The 25,694-nt window shown below is 39.2% G+C and carries 19 protein-coding genes; 11 read left to right on the top strand and 8 right to left on the bottom strand.

Features of this window, described 5'->3' with window-relative positions; translation table 11 throughout:
* Positions 1–7 precede the first annotated feature (7 nt).
* The 5 genes from atpA to FE813_RS10775 all read left to right on the top strand — a co-directional run bounded on the left by atpA (position 8) and on the right by FE813_RS10775 (position 5,246).
* Positions 8–1,549, top strand: coding sequence for a F0F1 ATP synthase subunit alpha (gene atpA / locus FE813_RS02695; protein ID WP_005629241.1), 1,542 nt, complete (start codon positions 8–10; stop codon positions 1,547–1,549).
* A 15-nt stretch (positions 1,550–1,564) separates the two neighbouring features.
* Positions 1,565–2,434 carry a F0F1 ATP synthase subunit gamma gene (atpG, locus tag FE813_RS02700; RefSeq protein WP_005632226.1) on the top strand — a complete coding sequence of 290 codons (870 nt, stop codon included), beginning with the start codon at positions 1,565–1,567 and terminating at the stop codon, positions 2,432–2,434.
* A gap of 16 nt (positions 2,435–2,450) precedes the next feature.
* Positions 2,451–3,824 carry a F0F1 ATP synthase subunit beta gene (atpD, locus tag FE813_RS02705; protein ID WP_005629235.1) on the top strand — a complete coding sequence of 458 codons (1,374 nt, stop codon included), beginning with the start codon at positions 2,451–2,453 and terminating at the stop codon, positions 3,822–3,824.
* A 30-nt stretch (positions 3,825–3,854) separates the two neighbouring features.
* Positions 3,855–4,283 (top strand): F0F1 ATP synthase subunit epsilon, encoded by a 429-nt coding sequence (locus FE813_RS02710; protein WP_065246429.1) that lies wholly within the window; start codon positions 3,855–3,857, stop codon positions 4,281–4,283.
* 855 nt (positions 4,284–5,138) lie between these two features.
* Positions 5,139–5,246, top strand: a complete 108-nt coding sequence (locus FE813_RS10775) for an IS3 family transposase (RefSeq protein ID WP_373366633.1) — start codon at positions 5,139–5,141, stop codon at positions 5,244–5,246.
* A 62-nt stretch (positions 5,247–5,308) separates the two neighbouring features.
* Here FE813_RS10775 and FE813_RS02725 read toward each other — a convergent pair whose 3' ends face one another.
* Genes FE813_RS02725 through FE813_RS02735 form a run of 3 tightly spaced genes read right to left on the bottom strand, consistent with a single transcriptional unit; the run spans position 5,309 to position 7,042 of the window.
* Positions 5,309–5,587 carry a heavy-metal-associated domain-containing protein gene (locus FE813_RS02725; protein WP_005651690.1) on the bottom strand — a complete coding sequence of 93 codons (279 nt, stop codon included), beginning with the start codon at positions 5,585–5,587 and terminating at the stop codon, positions 5,309–5,311.
* Between the two features lie 8 nt (positions 5,588–5,595).
* Positions 5,596–5,958: a mercuric transporter MerT family protein gene (locus tag FE813_RS02730; RefSeq protein ID WP_180978669.1), complete on the bottom strand. Its 363-nt coding sequence runs from the start codon at positions 5,956–5,958 to the stop codon at positions 5,596–5,598.
* On the bottom strand, positions 5,933–7,042 hold the full coding sequence (locus FE813_RS02735) for a transglutaminase-like domain-containing protein (protein WP_139989362.1): 1,110 nt from the start codon (positions 7,040–7,042) through the stop codon (positions 5,933–5,935). Before FE813_RS02735 ends, FE813_RS02730 begins: the two co-directional genes overlap by 26 nt.
* A 233-nt stretch (positions 7,043–7,275) precedes the next feature.
* On the opposite strand from FE813_RS02735, the gene metH reads away from it, so the two are divergent.
* From metH to FE813_RS02755, 4 genes are read left to right on the top strand one after another with little or no spacing between them, the layout of a single operon-like run.
* A complete protein-coding gene (gene metH / locus FE813_RS02740; RefSeq protein WP_180978670.1) occupies positions 7,276–10,965 on the top strand; it encodes a methionine synthase in 3,690 nt (1,229 codons plus the stop codon).
* Between the two features lie 40 nt (positions 10,966–11,005).
* Complete coding sequence (locus FE813_RS02745; RefSeq protein WP_139989364.1) at positions 11,006–11,644, top strand: dual OB domain-containing protein; 639 nt, start codon at positions 11,006–11,008, stop codon at positions 11,642–11,644.
* Positions 11,645–11,653: 9 nt separating this feature from the next.
* Positions 11,654–12,097: a DUF488 domain-containing protein gene (locus tag FE813_RS02750; RefSeq protein ID WP_235898365.1), complete on the top strand. Its 444-nt coding sequence runs from the start codon at positions 11,654–11,656 to the stop codon at positions 12,095–12,097.
* 1 nt (position 12,098) lies between these two features.
* Positions 12,099–12,728 carry a DUF4326 domain-containing protein gene (locus tag FE813_RS02755; RefSeq protein WP_139989365.1) on the top strand — a complete coding sequence of 210 codons (630 nt, stop codon included), beginning with the start codon at positions 12,099–12,101 and terminating at the stop codon, positions 12,726–12,728.
* 341 nt (positions 12,729–13,069) lie between these two features.
* Here the strand turns inward: FE813_RS02755 and FE813_RS02760 are convergent, their stop codons facing one another.
* Positions 13,070–14,272 (bottom strand): ATP-binding protein, encoded by a 1,203-nt coding sequence (locus FE813_RS02760; RefSeq protein WP_139989366.1) that lies wholly within the window; start codon positions 14,270–14,272, stop codon positions 13,070–13,072.
* Positions 14,273–14,462: 190 nt separating this feature from the next.
* Between FE813_RS02760 and FE813_RS02765 the strand changes: the two genes are divergently transcribed.
* Positions 14,463–14,930 carry a hypothetical protein gene (locus FE813_RS02765; protein ID WP_139989367.1) on the top strand — a complete coding sequence of 156 codons (468 nt, stop codon included), beginning with the start codon at positions 14,463–14,465 and terminating at the stop codon, positions 14,928–14,930.
* Between the two features lie 47 nt (positions 14,931–14,977).
* Here the strand turns inward: FE813_RS02765 and FE813_RS02770 are convergent, their stop codons facing one another.
* From FE813_RS02770 to FE813_RS02785, 4 genes are all read right to left on the bottom strand, one after another.
* Positions 14,978–15,715 (bottom strand): ABC transporter ATP-binding protein, encoded by a 738-nt coding sequence (locus FE813_RS02770; RefSeq protein ID WP_139989368.1) that lies wholly within the window; start codon positions 15,713–15,715, stop codon positions 14,978–14,980.
* The gene (locus FE813_RS02775) at positions 15,715–16,692 is read right to left on the bottom strand and encodes a FecCD family ABC transporter permease (RefSeq protein WP_139989369.1); all 978 of its coding nucleotides are present in this window, start codon (positions 16,690–16,692) and stop codon (positions 15,715–15,717) included. Before FE813_RS02775 ends, FE813_RS02770 begins: the two co-directional genes overlap by 1 nt.
* Positions 16,693–16,719: 27 nt before the next feature.
* Positions 16,720–17,505 carry a substrate-binding domain-containing protein gene (locus FE813_RS02780; protein ID WP_139989370.1) on the bottom strand — a complete coding sequence of 262 codons (786 nt, stop codon included), beginning with the start codon at positions 17,503–17,505 and terminating at the stop codon, positions 16,720–16,722.
* Between the two features lie 73 nt (positions 17,506–17,578).
* On the bottom strand, positions 17,579–19,513 hold the full coding sequence (locus FE813_RS02785) for a TonB-dependent receptor plug domain-containing protein (protein WP_139989371.1): 1,935 nt from the start codon (positions 19,511–19,513) through the stop codon (positions 17,579–17,581).
* A 352-nt stretch (positions 19,514–19,865) separates the two neighbouring features.
* Here FE813_RS02785 and FE813_RS10630 point away from each other — a divergent pair, with 352 nt between their 5' ends.
* The gene (locus tag FE813_RS10630) at positions 19,866–25,688 is read left to right on the top strand and encodes a S6 family peptidase (RefSeq protein ID WP_258038569.1); all 5,823 of its coding nucleotides are present in this window, start codon (positions 19,866–19,868) and stop codon (positions 25,686–25,688) included.
* The last annotated feature ends 6 nt before the right edge of the window (positions 25,689–25,694 follow it).

Raw genomic sequence — 25,694 nt, forward strand, 5'->3', positions numbered from 1 at the left:
ATACAAGATGCAACTAAATTCAACTGAAATTAGTGAATTGATTAAAAAACGCATCGCTCAATTCGACGTGGTCAGTGAAGCGCGTAATACAGGGACAATTGTTTCTGTAAGCGATGGTATTATTCGCATCCACGGTTTAAGCGATGTGATGCAAGGTGAAATGATCGCCTTACCAGGTAATCGTTATGCGATGGCACTTAACCTTGAACGCGATTCTGTTGGTGCTGTAGTTATGGGACCTTACGCAGATTTAGCGGAAGGTATGGAAGTTCAATGTACAGGTCGTATTCTTGAAGTACCAGTTGGTCGTGGTTTATTAGGTCGTGTAGTAAATACGCTTGGTCAACCAATCGATGGTAAAGGCGAAATTGAAAATGATGGTTTCTCACCAGTAGAAGTGATCGCACCAGGCGTTATCGATCGTCGTTCTGTTGATCAACCTGTTCAAACCGGTTATAAAGCCGTTGACTCAATGGTGCCAATCGGTCGTGGCCAACGTGAATTAATCATCGGTGACCGTCAAACTGGTAAAACTGCGTTAGCAATTGACGCTATTATTAACCAACGTAATTCTGGTATTAAGTGTATCTATGTTGCGATTGGTCAAAAAGCCTCTACTATCGCAAACGTCGTGCGTAAATTAGAAGAACATGGTGCGCTTGCAAATACTATCGTGGTAGCTGCATCAGCATCTGAATCAGCAGCGTTACAATATTTAGCACCTTATGCTGGTTGTGCGATGGGTGAATATTTCCGTGATCGCGGCGAAGATGCATTAATTGTTTATGATGATTTATCAAAACAAGCTGTAGCTTATCGTCAAATTTCATTATTATTACGTCGTCCACCAGGTCGTGAAGCCTATCCAGGTGATGTGTTCTATTTACATTCTCGTTTACTAGAACGTGCTTCTCGTGTAAACGAAGATTACGTAGAAAAATTCACTAAAGGTGAAGTGAAAGGAAAAACAGGTTCTTTAACCGCACTTCCTATTATTGAAACCCAAGCTGGTGACGTATCTGCGTTTGTTCCAACCAACGTAATTTCTATTACCGACGGTCAGATCTTCTTAGAATCTAACTTATTTAACTCAGGTATTCGTCCTGCGGTAAACCCAGGTATTTCGGTATCTCGTGTTGGTGGTTCAGCGCAAACTAAAGTTATTAAGAAATTAGCGGGTGGTATTCGTACCGCGCTAGCTCAATATCGTGAATTAGCAGCGTTTGCACAGTTTGCATCAGATCTTGATGATGCGACTCGTAAGCAACTTTCTCACGGTGAAAAAGTAACTGAATTATTAAAACAAAAACAATTTGCTCCATTATCTGTTGCAGAACAAGCGGTTGTATTGTTTGCTGTTGAATTTGGTTATTTGGATGACGTGGAATTATCAAAAATTGCAAGTTTTGAGACCGCACTTTTAGATTATTCTAACCGTAATCACGCTGAGTTTATGCAAGAGCTTACTAAAACCGGTAACTATAATGACGAAATCAAAGATACATTAAAAGGTATTTTAGATAGTTTTAAAGCGAATAGTGCTTGGTAGTAACGGAGAGATAAGATGGCAGGTGCAAAAGAGATAAAAACCAAAATTGCCAGTGTACAAAGTACACAAAAAATTACTAAGGCAATGGAAATGGTGGCGACCTCGAAAATGCGTAAAACGCAAGATCGTATGGCTGCATCTCGTCCGTATTCTGAAACTATCCGTAACGTTATTAGTCATGTGTCTAAAGCAAGTGTCGGTTATAAACATCCGTTCTTAGTTGAGCGTGAAGTGAAGAAAATCGGTATCTTGGTTATTTCAACAGATCGTGGTATGTGTGGTGGTTTAAATGTTAATTTATTCAAAACCACACTTAACCAAATCAAAAATTGGAAAGAACAAAATATCTCTACAGATTTGGGCTTAATAGGTTCAAAAGGGATTAGTTTTTTCCGTTCCTTTGGATTTAATATCAAAGGTCAACTTTCTGGTTTAGGCGATACGCCCGCTCTAGAAGAATTAATTGGTGTCGCAAATACAATGTTTGATGCTTATCGTAATGGTGAAATTGATGCAGTTTATATTGCATACAATAAATTTGTTAATACGATGTCGCAAAAACCTGTTGTACAACAATTAGTTCCTTTACCAGAATCTAAAGACGATCATTTAAATGAAAGACAACAGACTTGGGATTATCTTTATGAGCCAGAACCAAAAGTACTATTAGATAGTCTCTTAGTTCGTTATTTAGAATCCCAAATTTATCAAGCGGTTGTAGATAATTTAGCTTCAGAACAAGCGGCTCGAATGGTAGCAATGAAAGCAGCAACTGATAATGCAGGTAATTTAATTAATGATCTGCGGTTGGTGTATAACAAAGCTCGTCAAGCAAGTATCACAAATGAATTGAATGAAATCGTAGCCGGTGCGGCAGCGATTTAAGAAAAGAGGAACGGTAATGTCAGCAGGAAAAATTGTACAAATCATCGGTGCGGTGATTGACGTTGAATTTCCACAAGATGCAGTGCCAAAAGTTTACGATGCATTAAAAGTTGAATCAGGTTTAACACTTGAGGTGCAACAACAATTAGGTGGCGGTGTGGTACGTTGTATCGCATTAGGTGCTTCTGACGGTTTAAAACGTGGTTTAAAAGTAGAAAACACGAATGATCCAATTCAAGTACCGGTAGGCACAAAAACCCTTGGTCGTATTATGAATGTATTGGGTGAACCAATTGACGAACAAGGTCCTATCGGTGAAGAAGAACGTTGGGCTATCCACCGTTCTGCACCAAGCTATGAAGAACAATCAAACAGTACGGAATTATTAGAAACTGGTATCAAAGTTATCGACTTAATTTGTCCATTTGCTAAAGGTGGTAAAGTTGGTTTATTCGGTGGTGCGGGTGTAGGTAAAACCGTAAACATGATGGAATTAATTCGTAACATCGCGATCGAGCACTCAGGTTACTCCGTATTTGCGGGTGTAGGTGAACGTACTCGTGAAGGTAACGACTTCTATCATGAAATGAAAGATTCCAACGTATTAGATAAAGTATCTTTGGTTTATGGTCAGATGAATGAGCCACCAGGTAACCGTTTACGTGTTGCGTTAACTGGTTTAACCATGGCAGAAAAATTCCGTGATGAAGGTCGTGATGTATTATTCTTCGTGGATAATATCTATCGTTATACCCTTGCTGGTACTGAAGTATCTGCGTTATTAGGTCGTATGCCATCAGCGGTAGGTTATCAACCAACCTTAGCTGAAGAAATGGGTGTATTACAAGAACGTATTACTTCAACTAAAACAGGTTCTATTACCTCTGTACAAGCGGTATATGTACCTGCGGATGACTTAACAGACCCATCTCCAGCAACAACTTTCGCACACTTAGACTCAACAGTTGTATTAAGTCGTCAAATTGCATCTTTAGGTATCTACCCAGCTGTTGATCCATTAGATTCAACTTCACGTCAGTTAGATCCTCTTGTTGTTGGTCAAGAGCATTATGATATTGCTCGTGGTGTACAAGGTATTTTACAACGTTATAAAGAATTGAAAGATATTATCGCAATTCTTGGTATGGACGAATTATCTGAAGAAGATAAATTAGTGGTAGCACGTGCACGTAAAATTGAACGTTTCTTATCACAACCGTTCTTCGTTGCTGAAGTATTTAATGGTACTCCAGGTAAATATGTTCCATTAAAAGAAACCATTCGCGGCTTTAAAGGTATTTTAAGCGGTGATTACGACCATATCCCAGAACAAGCGTTCTATATGGTAGGTTCAATCGACGAAGCGCTAGAAAAAGCCAAAAATATGTAATCACTTCAAGTCATTTGAAGGAGAACAAAAATGGCGACATTTAATTTAACAATAGTAAGCGCAGAGCGAAAAATCTTTGAAGGTGAAGTAAAACAAATCCAAGCAACTGGTGTTGAGGGGGAATTAGGCATTCTCCCTGGACACACCCCATTGCTAACGGCAATTAAGCCAGGGATTGTTAAATTTACCCTTAAAGATGGAAATGAAGAAGTTATCTATGTTTCTGGTGGTTTTTTAGAAGTTCAACCAAATATTGTTACGGTACTAGCAGATGTTGCTATCCGTGGTAGTGAATTAGATGCAGATCGTATTCGTGAAGCAAAACGTAAAGCTGAAGAAAACATTGTATCTCATGCATCAGATGTAGATCATGATTTACTGGTTGCGAAACTTTCTAAAGAGTTAGCAAAACTTCGAGCTTATGAGTTGACTGAAAAACTCTTGAAAACAAGACGGTAATAAAAAAATACGGTGAATTGATCTGCACCCAAAAAGTTGGACTTAACAAACCAACAATTGAGGTGCAGATTTTTTTATGGGTAAACACTACACATAGAATTTAAATTACAGGTTCTCCAATCTATTTTAAATGGGAAATGGGTATCAGAGAAGCTGTACGTTTTTATAATATTCCTTCCAACTCCTTGGTCGGGACGTGCTTGAAACGGTTTGAAAAAAGTGACATAAATGGGCTGATTCCTCGTAAACTATCAGGACGACCGCTAATGAAACCAAAATATGCCAGAATGCCACCGTTACCCAAAACTGAAGAAGACCGTTTACGACTGAGAATTTTACAGCTTGAAGCGGAGGTGGTCTACCTAAAGGAGTTGAGAAGGTTCAGACTCCAGGACTAAGCCGGCAACAGAAATTATCCAACGGTTAAGAACGCATCATCACTTAATATAGCTATTGAGTTTTGCACGATTAGTGCGTAGTACGTTCTTTTCCCAACTTCAAGTTAAGCCAGATAAAAACAAGGCGCTTAAAGACATTAAAGCGAAATATCTTGATTATGATGGCTATCAACGCGTTCATGCTTGTTCTATAACCTCAGCTATTCCCCACAAGCTGGGCACAAGTAGAGGACATGTTAATGCAAGTCATCAAAGGGTTAAATAAAGCTTGTGGTGTCATTTTACATTCAGACTAAGGTGGCTTAAATGGTGGCTTATCGTCGAATATTGGCTGAATATGGCGTCATTCAAAGTATATTGAGAAAAGGGAATGGCTTGGATAACACCGCGATGGAAGTTTCTTTGAGCGATTAAAACAGAATGTTTTTATGGTCGAGAATTTAACATCAGAGAGGAGATAGTTGAGGCTGTCAGAGATTATTTGGATTACTATAATCACCGATGGATTCAACTAAAATTAAGAGGACTGAGTCCGATACAATATCGAAAACAATCCTTTAAATAACAGTCTAACTTTTGGGGGGCAGATCAATTTTCACCGCACTTTTTTGGCTAGATATTTAACGTTTAATTCACGACTTCAGCAGTATATTTCAGCTTGTGAATCGCATCGAATAATTGCTGATTTGTGACTTTTGGATCTTCCACAACCGTCACTAAACCATCTTTAATGGATGCTTTTGTTGAAATAACACCATCGATATTACGCAATTCTTTATTGACTAAGTAAGCGCAAAGCTGGCAATTCATTTCTTTTACTTTTAGCACAATTTGTTTGGTTTCATTCGCATGAGCGAAAGAAATAGCAAACAGCGAAAGCAAAAGTGCGGTACATAATTTCTTCATTTTTATTCCTAATTAGCTAATTCTAAAATCCAAGGCAAAATTGTCGGATAGGTTAAGAAAAAAATCATCACGATAAATACAATCCAATATAAAACGATGAGTTTTTTACGGGAAATATATTTGCTACAAATGATTTTTTTGGAAAACATCAACAGCCAAAATCCATAGGCAAAGGCACATAATGAAACGATAAGCATAGGAATACGCAAATAATCATATTCGCCTAAGCCAATCAACCAAGTAGATGATACGCCGAACACTAAATAGATTAACGGTGCGGTGCAGCACAAGGTTGATGCCACCGCGGCGCTAAGTGCGGTGGCTATGGCAATCCAAAAGGATTTATTAGAGTTTTTTAGAGACGTAGTCATATTTAAATTCTTTTGGATCAAAGGAATTTAACGGATCGCCCCCCACTTCAGCATATGGATAGCCGAAGTTATTGATTGGAGCCAGTTCTGGTTGTGGATATAAATCGAAGTCACGGGCATGATTAAATCCCACCCAGTTTGCTTCCCAGTTACCAAACAAATATTTTGCTACGGCTTGTGTATCTTTACCTTCAACAGATTTTTTCTCTGCTAAACGCATTTTGGCAACGTCTGCGGAATCAACTGGTACCCATCCAAACCCTGCAAGGTAGAATTCAGCACGGCAATGTTGGCCACCACTTACGTTTGCGATGCCTTGTTCATTTGCACTACCGAAAGCACCTTTGGAATATTTGCCCATTTTCTCTGCTGCACCTAAGCGAATACCAAAAATTTCACGAGCTGGGATGCCTGCCGCACGAGCAAGTGCCACAAATACAGAGTTAATATCGGTACATTTACCTTTTAATACGCCAGTGGTAAGAATTTTTTCTACATCGCCGTCGCCACAACCTAATACAGAATTATCACGTTCCATATTTTTTACGATCCAATGGTGAATAAGTTCTGCTTTCTTCAATGGATTACTTTCTTTACCTATGATTTTGTCAGCAAATTCTTTCACAATGCCATCAGTTTTAATATGTTGGGTCGCTTTTAAGTACTCTTGTACATCCACGGAATACTGAATATCTTTTGGCGGAGTATAATTCTCTAGAGCACTTTTCACCATCGGTTCACGATCTTTTGTTTCAATGACCATAGTGACTTTTAAATCACGTTTTTGTGCATCTTTATCCCAAGTGGCAAATAAGGTTTTTGCACCGTATTTATTGTTTTCTGTTACATAGGCATTCATGTAATTACCTTCAAAGTGAATCGATTTCACTTGTTGGTATTCTCCATTAAATGGCAATGGAACCCATAAATTGGTTTGTCCTTGCGAGCCTTTTGGCACAACTAAATCGTAGGTTTGCGTGAATTCGTAAAGATGGGTGTCTGTATTGTAGTTTGGAATATTGGTGTTTGCATGAGCTAACGAGCCACATGCAGAAAGCACCGCAACTGCGATAAGTTTCTTCATGAAGAGATCCTCTAGTTAATAATAGTTAAACTTAACATATTAGATAAACTAATACGCCACTATGCTAACGGATTTTTGAGCAATAATTCAACCGTTTTGCATAAACTTTTTATTTTTCTTATATAAAAAATATTTTATTTTCCAACCGCACTTTCCTTCTAACATTTGACACCCCTAGCCCTTACACCTATTATTCCCTCGTTATTTATTAAGATTTACGGAACAAAATAATTATGGTGAATAAAACCGCTCAACTTAAACAAGCTCTAGAAAATCGTATTCTCATTTTAGACGGTGCGATGGGGACGATGATTCAAAAATATAAACTGACGGAAGCCGATTTTAGAGGCGAGAAGTTTAAGGAAAGTGCGGTTGATTTACGCGGTAATAATGATTTACTGACATTGACTCAGCCACTGCTAATTTCCGCTATTCATGAGAAATATTTGGCAGCGGGTGCCGATATTATTGAAACCAATACTTTTAGTTCAACTACGATTGCTCAAGCGGATTACGACTTGCAATCTATTGCTTATGAACTCAATTTTGTTGGCGCAAAATTAGCTCGTTTGGCAGCAGATAAATATAGTACGCCAGAAAAACCTCGCTTTGTCGCAGGCGTGTTAGGCCCAACAAACCGTACAGCCTCCATTTCACCCGATGTTAATGATCCTGGTTTCCGTAATGTGACTTTTATGGAGTTGGTGGATGCTTATGCCCAAGCAACAAAAGGCTTAATTGAAGGTGGTGCGGATTTAATTATGATCGAAACCATTTTCGACACGCTTAACGCTAAAGCGGCAGTTTTTGCTATTGAAAGCGTATTCGAAGAATTAGGCGTGGAATTGCCAATCATGATTTCTGGCACCATTACCGATGCTTCCGGGCGTACCCTTTCTGGGCAAACCACTGAGGCTTTCTATAACTCCCTCCGTCACGCAAAACCGCTCACTTTCGGTTTGAACTGTGCGTTAGGTCCAAAAGAATTACGCCAATATGTAGAGCAGCTTTCAAAAATCAGTGAAACCTACGTTTCTGTGCATCCGAATGCGGGCTTGCCAAATGCTTTTGGTGGTTATGATTTAGGGGCAGAAGAGATGGCAGCTCACTTAAAAGAGTGGGCAGAAAGTGGTTTTGTGAACATTATCGGCGGTTGTTGCGGCACCACACCGGAACACATCAAAGCCTTTGCCGATGCGGTAGAAAACATCCCACCACGCAAATTGCCACAAATCAAAACCGCGATGCGTTTATCGGGTTTAGAACCTCTCAATATTGATGATGAAAGCCTGTTCGTGAATGTGGGCGAGCGTAATAACGTGACGGGTTCGGCAAAATTCAAACGCTTAATTAAAGAAGATAAATTTGCTGAAGCCATTGAAATTGCTATCGACCAAGTAGAAAACGGCGCACAAGTCATTGACGTCAATATGGACGAAGCCTTGCTCGACGGCAAAAAATGCATGACCCGTTTCCTCAACATTATGGCGACGGAACCCGATGCGGCCAAAGTGCCAGTGATGATTGACTCGTCTAAATGGGAAGTAATTGAGGCAGGTTTACAGTCGGTGCAAGGTAAACCGATTGTGAACTCTATCTCGTTGAAAGAGGGCGAGGAAAAATTTATCCATCAGGCTAAATTGGTGCGTAAATACGGTGCAGCCGTTGTGGTCATGGCATTTGATGAAGTAGGGCAGGCTGATACCGAAGAGCGTAAAGTCGAAATCTGTACCCGTGCTTATAACATCTTAGTCAACCAAGTCGGCTTCCCGCCGGAAGACATTATTTTCGACCCGAATATTTTCGCCATCGGCACCGGGATTGAAGAACACAACAACTATGGCGTAGATTTTATTAACGCCACCGGTCGTATTAAACGCTCTTTACCGCATGCAAAAATTTCGGGCGGTGTGTCAAATGTCTCTTTCTCTTTCCGTGGAAATAATGTCATGCGTGAGGCTATTCACGCTGTCTTCCTCTATCATGCAATTAAACAAGGCATGGATATGGGGATCGTGAACGCAGGACAGCTCGCGATTTACGATGATCTGGATCCAGAATTACGTAACGTGATAGAAGATGCTGTATTAAACCGTACGCCGGATGGCACAGAGCGTTTATTAGATATTGCGGAAAAATATCGCAACCAAGGCAACGATGAAAGTGCGGTGGATTCTGTGGCCGAATGGCGCACGTGGCCGGTGGAAGAACGCTTAAAACACGCGCTAGTGAAGGGCATTACTACGCATATCATTGAAGATACCGAAGAGGCGCGCCAAAAATTGCCAACGCCGTTAGAGGTAATCGAAGGCCCGCTCATGGCAGGCATGGACGTGGTGGGCGATTTGTTCGGCGACGGTAAAATGTTCCTGCCGCAAGTGGTGAAATCGGCACGCGTAATGAAACAATCGGTGGCGTATTTAGAGCCGTTTATTAACGCGACCAAACAAAAAGGCTCAAGCAATGGTAAAGTGGTGATCGCCACCGTGAAAGGCGACGTGCATGACATCGGCAAAAACATCGTGAGCGTGGTGTTGCAATGTAATAACTTTGAAGTGATTGACTTAGGCGTTATGGTGCCAGCGGACAAAATCATCCAAACCGCTATTGATGAAAAAGCCAACATTATCGGCTTAAGCGGTTTGATTACCCCGTCCCTTGATGAAATGGAATACTTCCTCGGCGAAATGACACGTTTAGGTTTGGACTTGCCTGTGTTGATTGGCGGTGCAACCACGTCCAAAGAACATACTGCGATTAAACTTTATCCAAAATACAAGCAACATGGTGTGTTCTATACCTCTAATGCATCAAAAGCAGTAACGGTTTGTGCAACTTTAATGAACCCAGAAGGTCGTGTAGCATTGTGGGAACAATTCAAGAAAGATTACGAAAAAATCCAACAATCTTTTGCAAATCGTAAACCGCTACGTAAACAGCTTAGTATTGAAGAAGCTCGCGCAAACCGCTTTGATGGTTTTAGTTGTGAATGGGCAGATTATGTGCCGCCAACACCAAACCAAACAGGCATCGTGGAATTTAAAAATGTGCCGATTGCCGAGCTGCGTAAATTTATCGACTGGTCGCCATTCTTCCGTATTTGGGGCTTGATGGGCGGCTATCCTGATGCCTTTGATTATCCAGAAGGAGGCGAAGAAGCACGCAGAGTGTGGAATGATGCACAAGTGGTATTGGATGAATTAGAACAAAACCACAAACTCAATCCAAGCGGCATTTTAGGCATTTTCCCTGCAGAACGTGTGGGCGACGATGTAGTGCTTTTCTCTGATGAAGAACGCACACAAACCATTGGCACAGCTTACGGCTTACGCCAACAAACGGAACGCGGAAAAAACAGCAAAAGCCCATTTAACTTCTGCTTAAGCGATTTTATCGCCGATCGAGAAAGCGGCAAAAAAGACTGGTTCGGTATGTTCGCCGTGTGCGCCGGTATTGAAGAAATGGAATTAGTAGAAGGCTACAAAGCCGCAGGCGATGACTACAACGCCATCTTGCTACAAGCCGTGGGCGACCGCCTTGCCGAAGCCATGGCTGAATATCTGCACTTTGAGCTTCGCACCCGCATTTGGGGCTACACACAAGAGGAATTTGACAACCAAGGTTTAATTAATGAAAACTATGTTGGCATCCGCCCTGCACCGGGCTATCCAAGTTGCCCAGAACATACCGAAAAAGCCTTGATTTGGGATTTATTAGAAGTGGAACAACGCATCGGCATGAAACTCACCGAAAGCTACGCCATGTGGCCAGCAGCTTCTGTCTGCGGTTGGTACTTCACCCACCCGGCAAGCAACTATTTCACTTTAGGTCGCATCGATGAAGACCAAGCTCAAGATTATGCTAAACGTAAAGGTTGGGATGAGAGAGAGATGATGAAGTGGTTGGGTGTGGCGATGAAGTAGGTGTATACTAAACATAGCTACAATACACAAGGAGCAAATTATGAAAAAGACTATCGTGATACTTGCTAAATCGATAAAGAATGGGCATTTCTGTATTGCTGGTAAAGATTTAAGTAACTTCGAGTGGATAAGACCTGTTTCAACAGAAGAGGGAGGGGAAATAACGAAACAACAGTCAAAACTAACTTATCAAGGTGCTGAAGCTCGTCCTTGGGATTGCAACATTTTTCATAATGTTGAAATTGATTTTCAACGCCATGTTCCTCTTTATTTTCAACCAGAGAATTATTTAATCTCGACTGAATATCAATGGATACAAAAATATAGATCTTCACCAAATATATTAGATAGCCTGCTAGATAGTCCATTATCTTTGTGGGGGAGTGCTTCACCTAGAATAAATAAAGAGACAATCATTCAAGATGACAAGTTCAATAACTCATTATACTTGATAAAAGTACAGAATTTAAAACTATATATAAATGAATATAAAAAAAGAAAAGTTTCATTTGAATATAAAAATGTATTACATTCTGATTTTTCTTGTACTGACCCAAGTTTTGACAGCCTAATGTCACAAAAAAAAGAATATTGTAGTGCAATATTGTGTATTAGTTTGGGAGAGTTATTTAAAGATAATTTTCATTATAAAATAGTAGCATCTATTTTTGTTATCTAAGGAGTTCTTATGATTAAAATAAATACTATTGGATTTACCCAGAAAAGTGCTGAAGATTTCTTTTGTTTATTGAAAAAATCTAATACAAAATTACTTATAGATGTTAGAATAAATAACGTATCTCAATTATCTGGTTTTGCAAAAAAAAACGATCTTCAATTTTTTTTAAAAGAATTATGTAGTATCGAATATCAACATATGCCTGAATTAGCTCCAACTGATAGTTTATTAAAACTATATAAGAAAGGGGATATAAGTTGGGAAAGGTATGAGACCGAATTTCTAAATTTAATGGCCAAAAGAAATATAGAAAAATTAGTTAATGCAAATTTATTAGAAAACTCATGTCTGCTCTGCAGTGAGCATAAGCCACATTTTTGTCATAGACGATTAGTAGTAGAGTATTTGAACAAAAATTCAGATTTAAAATTAGAAGTTAAGCATTTATATTAATATGATAGAGAAAAATATATTAATTTTATATCCAATAGAGTTTAAATCATTTTCTAAATTTGAAAGAAAAATTAATCATATATTATCAAAAATAAAAAACTTTAAGATTTTTTCTATTAATGACTATAATGGTTTTATAACTAATTATTTTGGTGCCTATGAAAAAATAGATATCAGAGAAATAGCGTCTTGTAATATTACACATGCTATTATTTTTTCCGATAGAGAAATTTTCTTAGATGAAATATCGTGGTTCAAAGAGAAGAATATACCATTAAGAGTTGTACACATTGATATAACTAGAGTAATCAACATTGATATAGAAGATCCAGCAATATATGGAGATAAATATGTTTATATTGGAAGAAATCCTAATAGAACTCCCAATACTCCAAACTGGAGTAACCCCTATTCAATGTATGATTTTCAGATAGGTGAGGAACCACTTTCAAGGGAAGACGTCATTCATCAATTTGCTTATGGGTTTGAACGAGAAAATTTGCCCACAAATTTAACTAAAGCAGATGCACTACAGTTGCGTGGCAAAGTGTTAGGATGTCATTGTAAACCCTTAGCATGTCATGGTGATATTTTAGCTGATTATTTAAATAGTCTTGACGACGGGAAATAGTAGTCTTGTCCCCACGATAGCGCAAGCGTCCTCGCTTGTGCCTATCAACTAAAAGTGCGGTCAAAAAATCCAAAGAATTTTGAATTTTGGCTCTGCCGATGGTTATGAGTAAAATTCAAAATGTTTTTATTAAGCAGCACCAGTGTGGACGCTGGCGCTATCTTTCTTTATTTGAACCTATCTGTTGGCGCACGCTTCCCAGCGTGTGCCTAATTTCACTAAAAAACACTTCAAAAACTGACCGCTCTTTATTTACTTTCTACGGCACGCGTTAGGAAACGCGCGCCGAAATAAGAGTTAAATACCAAAAAGTGCGGTGAAAATTTTCAACATTTTTGGATTTATTGCAGCAACCAATCCACCACATAAATCACTTCAATCCCATCAATCTCCGTTTGTTCGTAATATTTCCCCGTAATTAAGATCTTTTTATAGTTATCCTTAATATGCAAAAGATTATCGGTTTTGTGGGTATTTTCAGGGATTTCAAAGGCGACTTGCACATATAAAATTTCATCGGCTTTTCGGGCGATAAAATCAATTTCTTTGCTGTCAAGTTTACCTACATCTACGGTATAACCTCGTCTAAGCAATTCAATAAAGACAATATTTTCTAAGCGATTGGCATAATTCGCGCCTTTTTTGCCGATAGCGTGTCGTCTTAAACCGTTATCCACAATAAAATATTTGGCATTGGTTTTTAAATAACCTTTTCCGCGAATATCGTATTGTTTTGCTTTATAAAAAAGAAAGGCATTTTCTAACAAATCAAGATATTTGCTGATGGTATGATTTGAGGTAGGGACACGTTCGGACGTGAGCGTGTTGCTAATTTTGCTCGGATTTACCAACTGACCGACATTATCCGCTAAAAAGAGAATCACGCTTTTAAGAATATGGGTATCTTTCACGCCGGCTCGGTGAGCAATGTCATTCAGCACGATGGAATCAAAAATACCCGATAAAATCGTTTCTTTTAAAGGTTCATCAGCAATGGCGACACTGGGGAAACCGCCGTATTTTTCGTATTCCAAATAGAGTTTATCCACCAATCTTGACTGGCTATCCACATTTTTGACGTGCAAAAATTCTTTGAAAGAAAGCGGGTAAATTTTGATTTCCACATAGCGACCGCTTAACAAGGTTGCAAGCTCACCGGAAAGCAAGTTGGCATTGGAACCCGTAATCACAATGTCGGTGTTAAAACTCACGCGAAGCGCATTGACGATTTTTTGCCAACCTTCCACAAACTGAATTTCATCAATCAACAAGTAGATTTTCTCTTGAGAGGACGGTATTTTTTCTTGAATAAGCTGTTGGAAGTCTTGAGCGTCTTTCACCCATTGATATTCAAAAGATTCAAAATTGAGATAGAGAATATTTTCGGAATCAATGCCTTGTTGTTGAAGGTAATCACGGTATTGCATGAGTAGCACTGATTTACCAGAACGACGAACACCAGAGATCACTTTGATAAAATCGGTATCTTTAAATTGAATCAGTTGCTGTAAATAATTTTCACGAGAGATCATAGTTTTACTCATTGGAAGTTAATTTCATATTTATAAAAGTATACAAAATTGGAAGTTAATTTCCATATTTTATTTTTTTTCGTGTATTTGGAATTACATTTCCAATTTCTTATTGTGATTTTTTAGTCTCATTCCAATCCCTTGCACAATCCCCAATTTCCGCTATCATACGCGCTTTCTTATTTCTCGGAATTTTGTATTTATGAATAAATTAAAGATGGCGTCGTTTGTGGGTGTCCTAGTGAGTTTATTTGCTTGTACCACAACACATCAGCCGAAGAAAACGGTTAAATCTCGATTTTTAAAGAATAATATTAGCCAAGCTGAGTTAAATAATTCTGTTAATTACAAGCCATATCATTATCGTTGTAATAATAAAGAAACTGGCGGGATTTCTCATTTAACGACTTATTTCCCTCTGTCGCGTGAAAGCCGTATGAAAGATAACTTTGGGTTTTATTTCCAGTTAGATAATGGTAAGGCTGTGCCTTTTGATCATTTATACACACTGACACTGAATGCGCGCGGTACAAAATTTGAAGTGGTTTATCGTTCGTATGATCCGATTCAAGGAAGTTATGTGGATTTAATTGCGCGATCTCAAAGTTCAATTTACTACAAGAATCAACAAGGCAAGCAAGTTCCTTGGTTGATTTGTAAGGGCGGTTGATTTTTCTCGAAAATAACTTTTGCTTTCAGCAAAATGAGAAATTGGAATTAAGTTTCCAATTTCTCTATTCCATAAATCTCTCTTCTTTCTACGTCAAATTTCACACTTATATCAAAGGCTTGTGCAAGATTCGTTGAATTTAGCACCGCTTGTGTTTTGCCAGTCGCAATAATTTTACCTTTGTCGAGCAAAATCACTTCATCACAGTATTTGTATGCGAGGGATAAATGATGGATCGCTACAACGCAAGTATGCTGTGGTGTGAGCGATTTTAATTGTTCCATCATGTCTATTTGGTAATAGGGATCGAGTGGTGCGATAGGTTCATCAGCAAGCAATAGCGGCGCATTTTTGATACAACAACGAGCGAGTTGCACTCGGGCTTTTTCTCCGCCTGATAGTTTTTGAAAGGATTTATTAAGCAAATGTTCTATCGAAAATTTTTGTGAAATCTCCGTGATTTTTGACTGCTCTTTTGCCGATGATAATGGCGAATTTAAGCCGATAGCAATGACATCATAAACCGATAAATCCCAATGAATATTGGTATCTTGCGCCAGATAAGCGAGTTGTTGGCTTTTTTCAGCTGTACTCATTTTGCTTAACGGGCTATTCCCAAAATAAATTTCACCTTTTGTAATAGGTAAAATTCCTGCGATCGTTTTGAGCAAAGTTGATTTGCCAGCACCGTTTGCGCCCATAATGCCGATAAGTTTTCCTTTAGGAAGCGTGCAGCTGATGTTGTTTAAGCCATAAGGCTGGGAAAGGTTTTCGATTCTAATCATTATCTTACCAACTTGCGTTGCTCCGTAATTAAAATCCAAATTAAGCAAGGTGCACCAATGATTGCGATGAGCGTACCAATATAAATATGTGAGAAGATTGGGATATATTGCACGCAAAGATCTGCAATAAGTAGCAATAATGCGCCAAGTAATGCACTGGTGATGTAAAGTTGCGAAGGGCGTTTTTTTAGCAATAGGCGAGCAAAGTGCGGTGCGATTAAGCCAATAAAACCGATAGTACCTGTTTGCGGAATCGTTGCACCAACTAATAATGCCACGCCAAAGGTCGTGACGAAAAAGCTACGTTTAGGATTTACGCCCATTGTGCTCGCGGTTTCTTCACCGAAGGTGAGCAAGTCAATATAGCGGCGTTCACGATATAAACAGAACAATCCTAATAGTATGATTGGAAATGAAATGAGTAGCGTATCAAGTTTTGCCCACACAAGAGAACCTTGTAGCCAGCGGTAGAGTTCAGCTAATGCCCACGGGCTTTCTGCGTTTGAAAGTAGCAATGCAATGGCAGCAGAGAGCAACATATTGACGGCTAAACCACTTAAAATCATCGCCGTTGTACCGTGATTTTTAGCGATTAAATAAACCAATAAAAAACTAGATAACGCACCAGCCACACCGCCAATTAACAACAGACTTAAGGGCACGGAAAAATAATAGAGCAAAAAGACACTGGTGGTGGTTGCACCGGCACTACTTCCCAATAATCCAGGACTTGCCAGCGGATTTTGAAATATCCCTTGCATTGCATTGCCCGCTAAAGCAAGGCTTACGCCAGTTAAAATGGCTAATCCGAGGCGCGGCAGGCGAATATCAAGCAATACGAGCGAGCGCATATCCGTGAGCACACCATCCGCATTTTTGAGATGAGCAAAATCGCCGAGCTGATGATAAATTGCAAACCCGCTAATCAACAGAAACGCTAAGAAAAGTGCGGTATTTAATTTTAGTGTTTTGGTCAATGAATAATTTCCTATGTAATTCAAATATCATTTTAATTGTTGATAAATCTTCTCTGCCCCTTGCCACACGCCGTGATCAAAGCAATAAGTATATTTCATTGGAATACGAAAGTGCGGTCGATTTTTAAAAAGATTTTGTAGAAGCGGATGTTTAAGCAATTCCGCTTGCTCGTTATAACTTTGTTGGTCGCTGATTTCAATCAACACGTTGGGTTCAGCTCGTAACACTTTTTCGAGAGAGAAATTTTGTGCCGTAAGTGGTGTTTTTAGTGGGGTTAAGCCTAGCAAGTTAAGTAAAGTGGGATACTGTGGCGTATAAGTTTCTACAATGCCAGTATCTGAAAGTATTAATGTGTCTGTGAGTGATAGATTGAGGCGAGAATCTTGTAATTTAAGTTTATCGATTAAAGATTTCGCATGCGTTTCGTTATCCGTGAGTTTGCCCAAGTGCAATATTAGCCCAAATAATTCTTCTGCCGTTTGTGGCGTGTCATTAATTGGTTCAATTTTTGCCCCGAGTTTTTTTAAATCTGCTACAAGTTGTGGATAAAAGGTTTCATTGATAAGAAACGTTTTATCGAGATAGGGCAATAATGCGGTGAGTTGTGGCTCAAGTGTTGGCTTATCCATATTGAGTTTATCTAACATCATCAAGGGATTTTTAGAATAAGGAGACTGTGCGGTAATTTGTTCAGGACGCGCAATTTCCGACAAAAGACGATCGCTACAAAGCGTAAGCGAGACAAATTGCTCCGACGCATGCGAAGTCAAGGGCAAGAAAAGTGCGGTTAAAATTAAGTGAGTTTTTTGCATATAGATAATGATACGCTATGCCATCAAGAATGTAAAAAGGCGTGCTAAGCACGCCCTTATTAGTGGGTAATAATTAGAACGATCCTTTCAACCCAACGTAAACATTACGTCCGTCTTGGCCATAGCCTACAATGTTTTCGTATTTTTTATTGAATACGTTGTTAAGGTTCGCATAAATTGTCAAGCTATCTGCTACTTTATAGTTCACGCCAAAGTTTGCCAAAGTGTAAGATGGCATTTTGAAATCGCCGGAATCAAGACGTTTACCCACATAAGAAACATTCACGTCAGAACCTAATTTTTCCGTGATTTGATAAGCTAAACCAAGGTTTCCTGTGTGTTTCGGACGACGAACATAGTTTGAACCGTATTGATCATTTTCAGATTTAATATAAGTGTAAGTATAGTTCGCGTAACCTGACAACTGCTCGGTAAATTTACCGTTATACGCCACTTCTACGCCTTTGATTTTGGTTTTACCGTCACGATTGATTGTGCGATAAGCTGTAGAACCTCTAACTGGGACTGCAGAAAGGAAATTATCTACATTACGGGCAAAGAGTGTGGTATCTAAGCTATGACGTTTGTCATTGCTTTCAACTAATAAACCTAATTCACCACCTAAGCTTTTTTCTGGTTTTAAATTTGGGTTTGCAGCCCAACTGGTAGAATTACCCCATCCATAAACATCAATAAATGTTGGATTGTGGATTGCTTTACCAATACTTGCGTGTGCTTTTAAATTTTGTGATAAACGATAAGCTCCAGCAAGGCGAGCCGTGAATGCATTTTCAAATAAGCTGTTATCTGTATAACGACCGCTTACAGAGAGACTATGGTCAGATTCAGTAAATAAACGGTACTCTGTGGCAACACTTTTCTCGGTTAATTTTTTCTCAGCAAAATTGTAAGCGGAAGCAATATATTTCGTATTTTGGTAATCTGCTAATACGCTGACGGCTTGTTTGACTTCACCTTCACGGTCGAAGTTAATATCAAGTTGATAGTTCGTATTCAACTTTTTGCTGTCGTATTCTGTTTTACCAATAGCGGAAGCCCAACTTTGATATTGTGCAGTATCAGCATCCATTTTAACGTGACTTACCGCCGCTTTATGCACGAATAAATCTTCTGCATTACCAAAATAACCGCTTAATTTATAGCGAGTTTCGCGTGTACGGGTATTATCATCAAATTTTAATTCATCTGCTGCACTATTATCCAAATGCAAGGTTTGAGAAGAGTGAGAAGCAAGGAAATCCACTCCTTTTTTACTATCATCAAAACCTAAACGCATAGACACGTTATCACGGTGGAAGCCATCCTTTTCAGTTGCCGGTACATTTGTACTTTTCGCACCGGATACGCTCGTATAATTAAATACGCGTTCACTACGCGCAGAAATCCCTTGCGTACGATGGCTATCACCATGAAGGGCATAGTAAAGACCGTGATGTTGACCAGAAAGGGTGACAGAACCATCACGGGTGCGATGAGAACCTGCGCCTAAATCAAAATCGACGTTAAATTCCTTGTCTTTATATAACCCGCTTTTGGTGGTGATATAAACTACGCCGCCCATAGCATCACTGCCCCAAAGTGCAGATTGTTCGCCACGCAATACTTCAATTTGTTCAATATTACTTAATGCTAAACCGCCAAAATCAAAGTTAGTATCAGCCGGATTAACGCGAATGCCGTCAATAATGACCGCAGTATGTTTTGAATTTGCACCACGTAAGAATAAACTAGTTACAGCACCACGCCCTCCATTAGCACCCATCGCCACACCTGGCACAGTCTTCAACACATCACTTATATAAGTCGCATTACGCTGTGCAAAATCTTTTTCTGTTAATACTGTGACTGATGATGCAGTTTGATCTTGGTTTACAGGTGTTGCGTAAGCCGAATACACATTGATCGGTTCAAGCTCGGTTTTGGTTTCAGCTTGTACAAAAGCAGATGCACTCAATAAAAGTGCGGTAGTAATTAAGTTAGTTTTCATTAAGTTGGTTCCTCTTTTAAAAAAGTGCGCTATTTTGGCACAATAGAAATTCATTTCCTAGTTGAGAATTTTCATTTACTTTACAAATTCTGTTTATTTTGTAAAAAAATTCGTTTTTTGACCGCACTTTTTCGCTTTTATCCGCCTTGCGTTTTCAAGTATAATGTTTCAAACTATTGAATGAATTATGATGGTTTAGAATTCCTATTTTGAGCTATTTATCTTCTAACATAAATCCACACTTTATCTTCCTCCAGCGTCCTTTAATTGCTTAATTAAATCCTTCAGGAATAACCGTGTCTTTATCGTTTAATTCTTTTTGTAATATGAAACATTCTTTCAGGTAATTTCTATGAAAAAAAATGTATTTCGTCTTAATTTTCTAACCGCTTGTATTTCATTAGGGATAGCATCACAAGCGTGGGCAGGACATACTTATTTTGGTATTAGTTACCAATATTATCGTGATTTTGCAGAGAATAAAGGGAAGTTCACAGTTGGAGCCCAGAATATTGAGGTTTATAACAAGAAAGGGGAATTAGTCGGTACATCAATGACAAAAGCACCGATGATTGATTTTTCTGTAGTGTCGCGCAACGGCGTAGCAGCATTAGTGGGCGATCAGTATATTGTGAGTGTTGCACATAACGGTGGATATAATAGCGTTGATTTTGGTGCGGAAGGACAAAATCCAGATCAGCATCGTTTTTCATATCAAATTGTAAAGAGAAATAATTATAAACCTGGTCAATATGATGGCGATTATCATATGCCTAGATTACATAAATTTGTCACTGATGCTGAGCCGATAGAAATGACAGAAACAATGCATGGAAATACGTATGCAGATCATGCTAGATATCCTGAACGTGTTCGTATTGGTGCAGGTAGACAATGGTGGAGAACCGCTGAAGATCAAGAAAAGGGACGTAATAGCTCATATTGGATTGCTAGTGGTTATCAATGGAGAACTGCTGGTAACACGCATTCCCAAGGTGGGGCAGGTAATGGTACGGTAAATTTAAATGGAGATCTGACAAAACCGAATGATTATGGACCTTTGCCAATCGCTGGTTCTTTAGGCGATAGTGGATCGCCAATGTTTATTTATGATGCAAAAAAACAAAAATGGTTGATCAATGGCGTATTGCAAACTGGTAACCCTTTCTTGGGAGCTGGGAATGGATTCCAATTAATTAGAAAAGACTGGTTTTATGACAATATCTTTGCAGAGGATTTGCCTATAACATTTTTAGAACCAAGAAGTAACGGTCATTATTCATTTACTTCAAATAATAATGGAACTGGTACGGTTACTCAAACGAATGAAAAAGTGAGTATGCCTCAATTTAAAGTCAGAACGGTTCAGTTATTTAATGAAGCATTAAAAGCAGAAGATAAAGAACCTGTTTACGCCGCAGGTGGTGTAAATGCTTATAAACCAAGACTAAATAATGGTAAAAATATTTCATTTATTGACTATGCGAAAGGTGAAGTTACTTTTACTAATAATATTAACCAAGGGGCTGGCGGTTTATATTTTGAAGGTGACTTTACAGTATCTTCAGAAAATAATGCAACTTGGCAAGGGGCAGGCGTACATGTAAGTGAAGGTAGCACCGTTACTTGGAAAGTAAATGGTGTTGAAAATGATCGCCTTTCTAAAATTGGTAAAGGAACGTTACATATTCAAGCAAAAGGTAAAAACTTAGGCTCAATTAGCGTTGGCGATGGTAAAGTAATCTTGGATCAACAAGCCGATGAAAATAATCAAAAACAAGCCTTTAAAGAAGTTGGCATTGTAAGCGGTAGAGCAACTGTTCAACTAAATAGTGCAGATCAAGTTGATTCTAATAATATTTATTTCGGCTTCCGTGGTGGTCGTTTAGATCTTAATGGTAACTCATTGACTTTCAAACGTATTCAAAATACTGACGAAGGAGCGATGTTAGTTAACCACAATGCAACTCAAGCATCAGAAATTATCATTACTGGCAGTGATATTACTAATAATCAAGGAGGCAACTTAACCAATAAACGTGATATTGCTTTTAATGGTTGGTTTGGTGATAAAGATGATACTAAAAATACTGGACGTTTGAATGTTAATTACAATCCACTTAACAAAGATAATCACTTCCTTCTATCAGGTGGAACAAATTTAAAAGGGAATATTACTCAAAATGGCGGTAACTTAATTTTTAGCGGTCGTCCAACGCCTCATGCTTACAATCATTTAAATCAAAATCATGCCAAGATGGAAGGTTCAACGCGAGGAGAGGTCATCATCGATGATGATTGGATCAACCGCACTTTTAAGGCTGAAAATTTTCAAATTCAAGGTGGAAAAGCTATTGTTTCTCGTAATGTTTCCGAAATTAATGGTAATTGGCAATTAAGTAATAATGCTAAAGCCACTTTTGGTGTGACGCCAAATCAAGAGAATTTGGTGTGTATCCGTTCAGATTGGACGGGATTAACAGAATGTAAATCGGAAAATCTAACGAAACAGAAAACAATCGACTCATTACCAAGAACAAAAGTAAATGGCAACGTGCAGTTATCTAATACCGCAAGCCTCGTTGCATCAGGATTCGTGGATTTAATTGGCAACGTGAATTTAACTGAACAGAGTCAATTTACATTAAGCCATAATGCAACCCAAACTGGTTTGTTAAACCTTGTTAATCAGGCGAATGCAACCGTGAATAATGCCCAATTAATGGGGAATGTAACATTATCAGATTCTGCTCAGTTTAATTTAGCGAATAGTCATTTTTCACATCAAATTAGCGGTGCAGAAAGCACTACGGTTAATTTAGACAATGCAAATTGGACAATGCCAGCGAGTACTACTTTAGGTAGTTTGGCACTCAATAATAGCGAAATTACGCTGAACCCAGATTTTGTTACTCAAGCGAACAATAGCCAATTTAATACGTTAACGATCAATGGCAATTTAAGTGGCAATGGGACGTTTAATTATCGTACTTATCTGACCCAGTATTTAGGCGATAAATTACAAATTAATGGACGTGCACAAGGTGACTTTAAGCTTAATGTGCATAATACGGGGGCTGAACCCACAACACTTGAACAATTAACACTAGTTACCCTTAAACAAGCGGTAGATTCAGGCTTGAACTTTACCTTAGCCAATCAACACGTTGATGCTGGTACTTGGCGTTATGAGTTAACTAAAAAAGGGAATGAATACCGTTTATATAATCCGATTAAAGAACAGGAGTTAACCCAAAACTTAACCAATGAAGCTCACAAGTTAAGCGAATTATTAGCGAAAAAAACAGCATTAACCGAAAAACGTCATGCTCAAGAAGAAAAAGTGCGGTCAAAAAGTTCAGTATTATCTGAAGCATTGCCTGATCAAAGCCATCTCAACACATTAAAAACGGAATTAGCAGCACTTCAACGTAACCAAAATGCAGCACAGGAAGTGCAAAATCAGAAAGAAATGGCATTAACCCAAGCACAAGCTACAGTACAAGCGGCTCAAGAAAAAGCACAAACTGCAACCAATGCGTACGAATCCGCTAAAAGCCTAGAAACTGCTCAAGCTTTAGATGAAGCAAATATTGCTTTAGCGACAGCACAAGTGAAAAAAGAAGAAGCTCAAATTGAGTTTGCCACAGCTAAACTTGCACAACTTAATCTCGCAAAACAGCAACAAGAAAAAGCACTGGCTGTTGCTGAAGAAGAAAAAGTGTTATCTGAAAAAGGGGCATCTTTACAGGCTGAAAAGCAGGCTTTCTATTTTATGGTGTTATCACTTGAAGAAGCGAAAGAGGAGCTTATAATCACAGAAGAACTTCTCCGACAAGCACAAGCTAACAATGCAGAATTGAAAGCGAAAAAAGCATTACTTGAACGCGACTTAGAAGAACAAGTTAATCAAAATAAAGAGGCTCAAACCTTCAAAACTACTCTTGCAGAAACACTGCAAGAGAAAGCAACCGCGGCTCAAGAAAAAGCAAACGCAGCAGAACAAAATAATAGTAGCTTAAGTGCTCTTAATCTGGCGAATCAAGCTGTTATTGCTAAACAACAAGCGGTCGAAAATCTTAAAAATAGCACTAATGCACAAACTCAAGCATTAACGGCAGAGCAAGCAAAAGTCGAACAAGATAAAACGCAAGCAGAGCATCACAAAGCAAATGCTCAACAACGTCAAACCATTGAGCAAACTATGCCAGTTACTGCTCAATTCCGTCAAGAGGAAGCAGAAAAACAAGCGCAACTTGAAGCAGAAAGACAACGTCAAGCAGCAGAAGAACAAGCACGACTTGAAGCGGAAAGACAACGTCAAGCAGCAGAAGAACAAGCACGACTTGAAGCGGAAAGACAACGTCAAGCGGCAGAAGAACAAGCACGACTTGAAGCCGAAAGACAACGTCAAGCGGCAGAAGAGCAAGCACGACTTGAAGCCGAAAGACAACGTCAAGCGGCAGAAGAACAAGCTCGTCTTGAAGCCGAAAGACAACGTCAAGCAGCAGAAGAACAAGCTCGTCTTGAAGCAGAAAGACAACGTCAAGCAGCAGAAGAACAAGCACGACTTGAAGCGGAAAGACAACGTCAAGCAGCAGAAGAACAAGCACGACTTGAAGCGGAAAGACAACGTCAAGCAGCAGAAGAACAAGCACGACTTGAAGCGGAAAGACAACGTCAAGCGGCAGAAGAGCAAGCACGACTTGAAGCCGAAAGACAACGTCAAGCGGCAGAAGAACAAGCTCGTCTTGAAGCCGAAAGACAACGTCAAGCAGCAGAAGAACAAGCTCGTCTTGAAGCCGAAAGACAACGTCAAGCGGCAGAAGAACAAGCACGACTTGAAGCAGAAAGACAACGTCAAGCAGCAGAAGAACAAGCTCGTCTTGAAGCCGAAAGACAACGTCAAGCAGCAGAAGAACAAGCACGACTTGAAGCCGAAAGACAACGTCAAGCGGCAGAAGAACAAGCACGACTTGAAGCAGAAAGACAACGTCAAGCAGCAGAAGAACAAGCACGACTTGAAGCCGAAAGACAACGTCAAGCGGCAGAAGAACAAGCACGACTTGAAGCAGAAAGACAACGTCAAGCGGCAGAAGAACAAGCACGACTTGAAGCAGAAAGACAACGTCAAGCGGCAGAAGAACAAGCACGACTTGAAGCAGAAAGACAACGTCAAGTGGCAGAAGAACAAGCTCGTCTTGAAGCAGAAAGACAACGTCAAGCGGCAGAAGAACAAGCACGACTTGAAGCCGAAAGACAACGTCAAGCTGAAGAGGAAAAACGTCTAGCGGAAGCACAACGCAAGCAAAAAGAGCTTATTAGTCGTTATTCAAATAGTGCTCTTTCTGAATTGTCTGCAACGGTAAATAGTATGCTTTCGGTTCAACATGAGCTTGATAAAGTTTTGGTTTCCGATTCAGATCTTTCAGTATGGACGAATATTACGCAAGATAAAAAACGTTATGACTCAGATGACTTCCGTGCTTATCAACAAAATATGAATTTACGCCAAATTGGTGCTCAGAAAAAAGTTGAGAATGGACGGATGGGGGCGATTTTCTCACATGGTCGTGCTAATAATACCTTTGATGAGCAGATCTCCAATCATATGGATCTCACGATGGTGTCAGCATTTGCACAATATCAATGGCATGATTGGCAATTGGGTATCAACGCAGGTTATGGGGTAAGTTCAAGTAAAATTTCAGGTGAACAAAGCCAAAAAATCCATCGTCGTGTGATGAGTTATGGTTTTAATGCGAACTATCAGTTCCGTTTAGGAGAATTAGGTGTTCAGCCTTATCTTGGTGTAAATCGACATTTTATTGAAGGCGAAAATTACCAATACGAAGGTGTAAATATCCAGACACCTAAAATAGCATTTAATAGTTATACTACAGGGGCTAAAGTAGATTACACCCTTACACCAGCTCAAGATGTAACAATTAAACCGTATTTCTCGGTAAATTATGTCGATGCTTCAAATGCTCGCGTGCAAACTAAAGTCAATCAGGCGACTTTACAACAACAATTCGGGCGTTATTGGCAAAAAGAATTGGGTGTAAGTGGTGAGATCTCGCACTTCCATATGTCGGTATATGCGACTCAATCTCAAGGTTCACAATTAAGTAAACAGAGAACAATTGGTGTGAAATTAGGATATCGTTGGTAGCCTAAG

The organism is Haemophilus seminalis, assembly GCF_006384255.1.
Lineage (GTDB): Bacteria > Pseudomonadota > Gammaproteobacteria > Enterobacterales > Pasteurellaceae > Haemophilus > Haemophilus seminalis.

Excerpts from the sequence above, each read along its gene's own strand:
- atpA (WP_005629241.1), top strand. The coding sequence starts at position 8 with ATGCAACTAAATTCAACTGAAATTAGTGAATTGATTAAAAAACGCATC.
- atpG (WP_005632226.1), top strand. The coding sequence starts at position 1,565 with ATGGCAGGTGCAAAAGAGATAAAAACCAAAATTGCCAGTGTACAAAGT.
- atpD (WP_005629235.1), top strand. The coding sequence starts at position 2,451 with ATGTCAGCAGGAAAAATTGTACAAATCATCGGTGCGGTGATTGACGTT.
- FE813_RS02710 (WP_065246429.1), top strand. The coding sequence starts at position 3,855 with ATGGCGACATTTAATTTAACAATAGTAAGCGCAGAGCGAAAAATCTTT.
- FE813_RS02725 (WP_005651690.1), bottom strand. The coding sequence starts at position 5,587 with ATGAAGAAATTATGTACCGCACTTTTGCTTTCGCTGTTTGCTATTTCT.
- FE813_RS02730 (WP_180978669.1), bottom strand. The coding sequence starts at position 5,958 with ATGACTACGTCTCTAAAAAACTCTAATAAATCCTTTTGGATTGCCATA.
- FE813_RS02735 (WP_139989362.1), bottom strand. The coding sequence starts at position 7,042 with ATGAAGAAACTTATCGCAGTTGCGGTGCTTTCTGCATGTGGCTCGTTA.
- metH (WP_180978670.1), top strand. The coding sequence starts at position 7,276 with ATGGTGAATAAAACCGCTCAACTTAAACAAGCTCTAGAAAATCGTATT.
- FE813_RS02745 (WP_139989364.1), top strand. The coding sequence starts at position 11,006 with ATGAAAAAGACTATCGTGATACTTGCTAAATCGATAAAGAATGGGCAT.
- FE813_RS02750 (WP_235898365.1), top strand. The coding sequence starts at position 11,654 with ATGATTAAAATAAATACTATTGGATTTACCCAGAAAAGTGCTGAAGAT.
- FE813_RS02755 (WP_139989365.1), top strand. The coding sequence starts at position 12,099 with ATGATAGAGAAAAATATATTAATTTTATATCCAATAGAGTTTAAATCA.
- FE813_RS02760 (WP_139989366.1), bottom strand. The coding sequence starts at position 14,272 with ATGAGTAAAACTATGATCTCTCGTGAAAATTATTTACAGCAACTGATT.
- FE813_RS02765 (WP_139989367.1), top strand. The coding sequence starts at position 14,463 with ATGAATAAATTAAAGATGGCGTCGTTTGTGGGTGTCCTAGTGAGTTTA.
- FE813_RS02770 (WP_139989368.1), bottom strand. The coding sequence starts at position 15,715 with ATGATTAGAATCGAAAACCTTTCCCAGCCTTATGGCTTAAACAACATC.
- FE813_RS02780 (WP_139989370.1), bottom strand. The coding sequence starts at position 17,505 with ATGCAAAAAACTCACTTAATTTTAACCGCACTTTTCTTGCCCTTGACT.
- FE813_RS02785 (WP_139989371.1), bottom strand. The coding sequence starts at position 19,513 with ATGAAAACTAACTTAATTACTACCGCACTTTTATTGAGTGCATCTGCT.
- FE813_RS10630 (WP_258038569.1), top strand. The coding sequence starts at position 19,866 with ATGAAAAAAAATGTATTTCGTCTTAATTTTCTAACCGCTTGTATTTCA.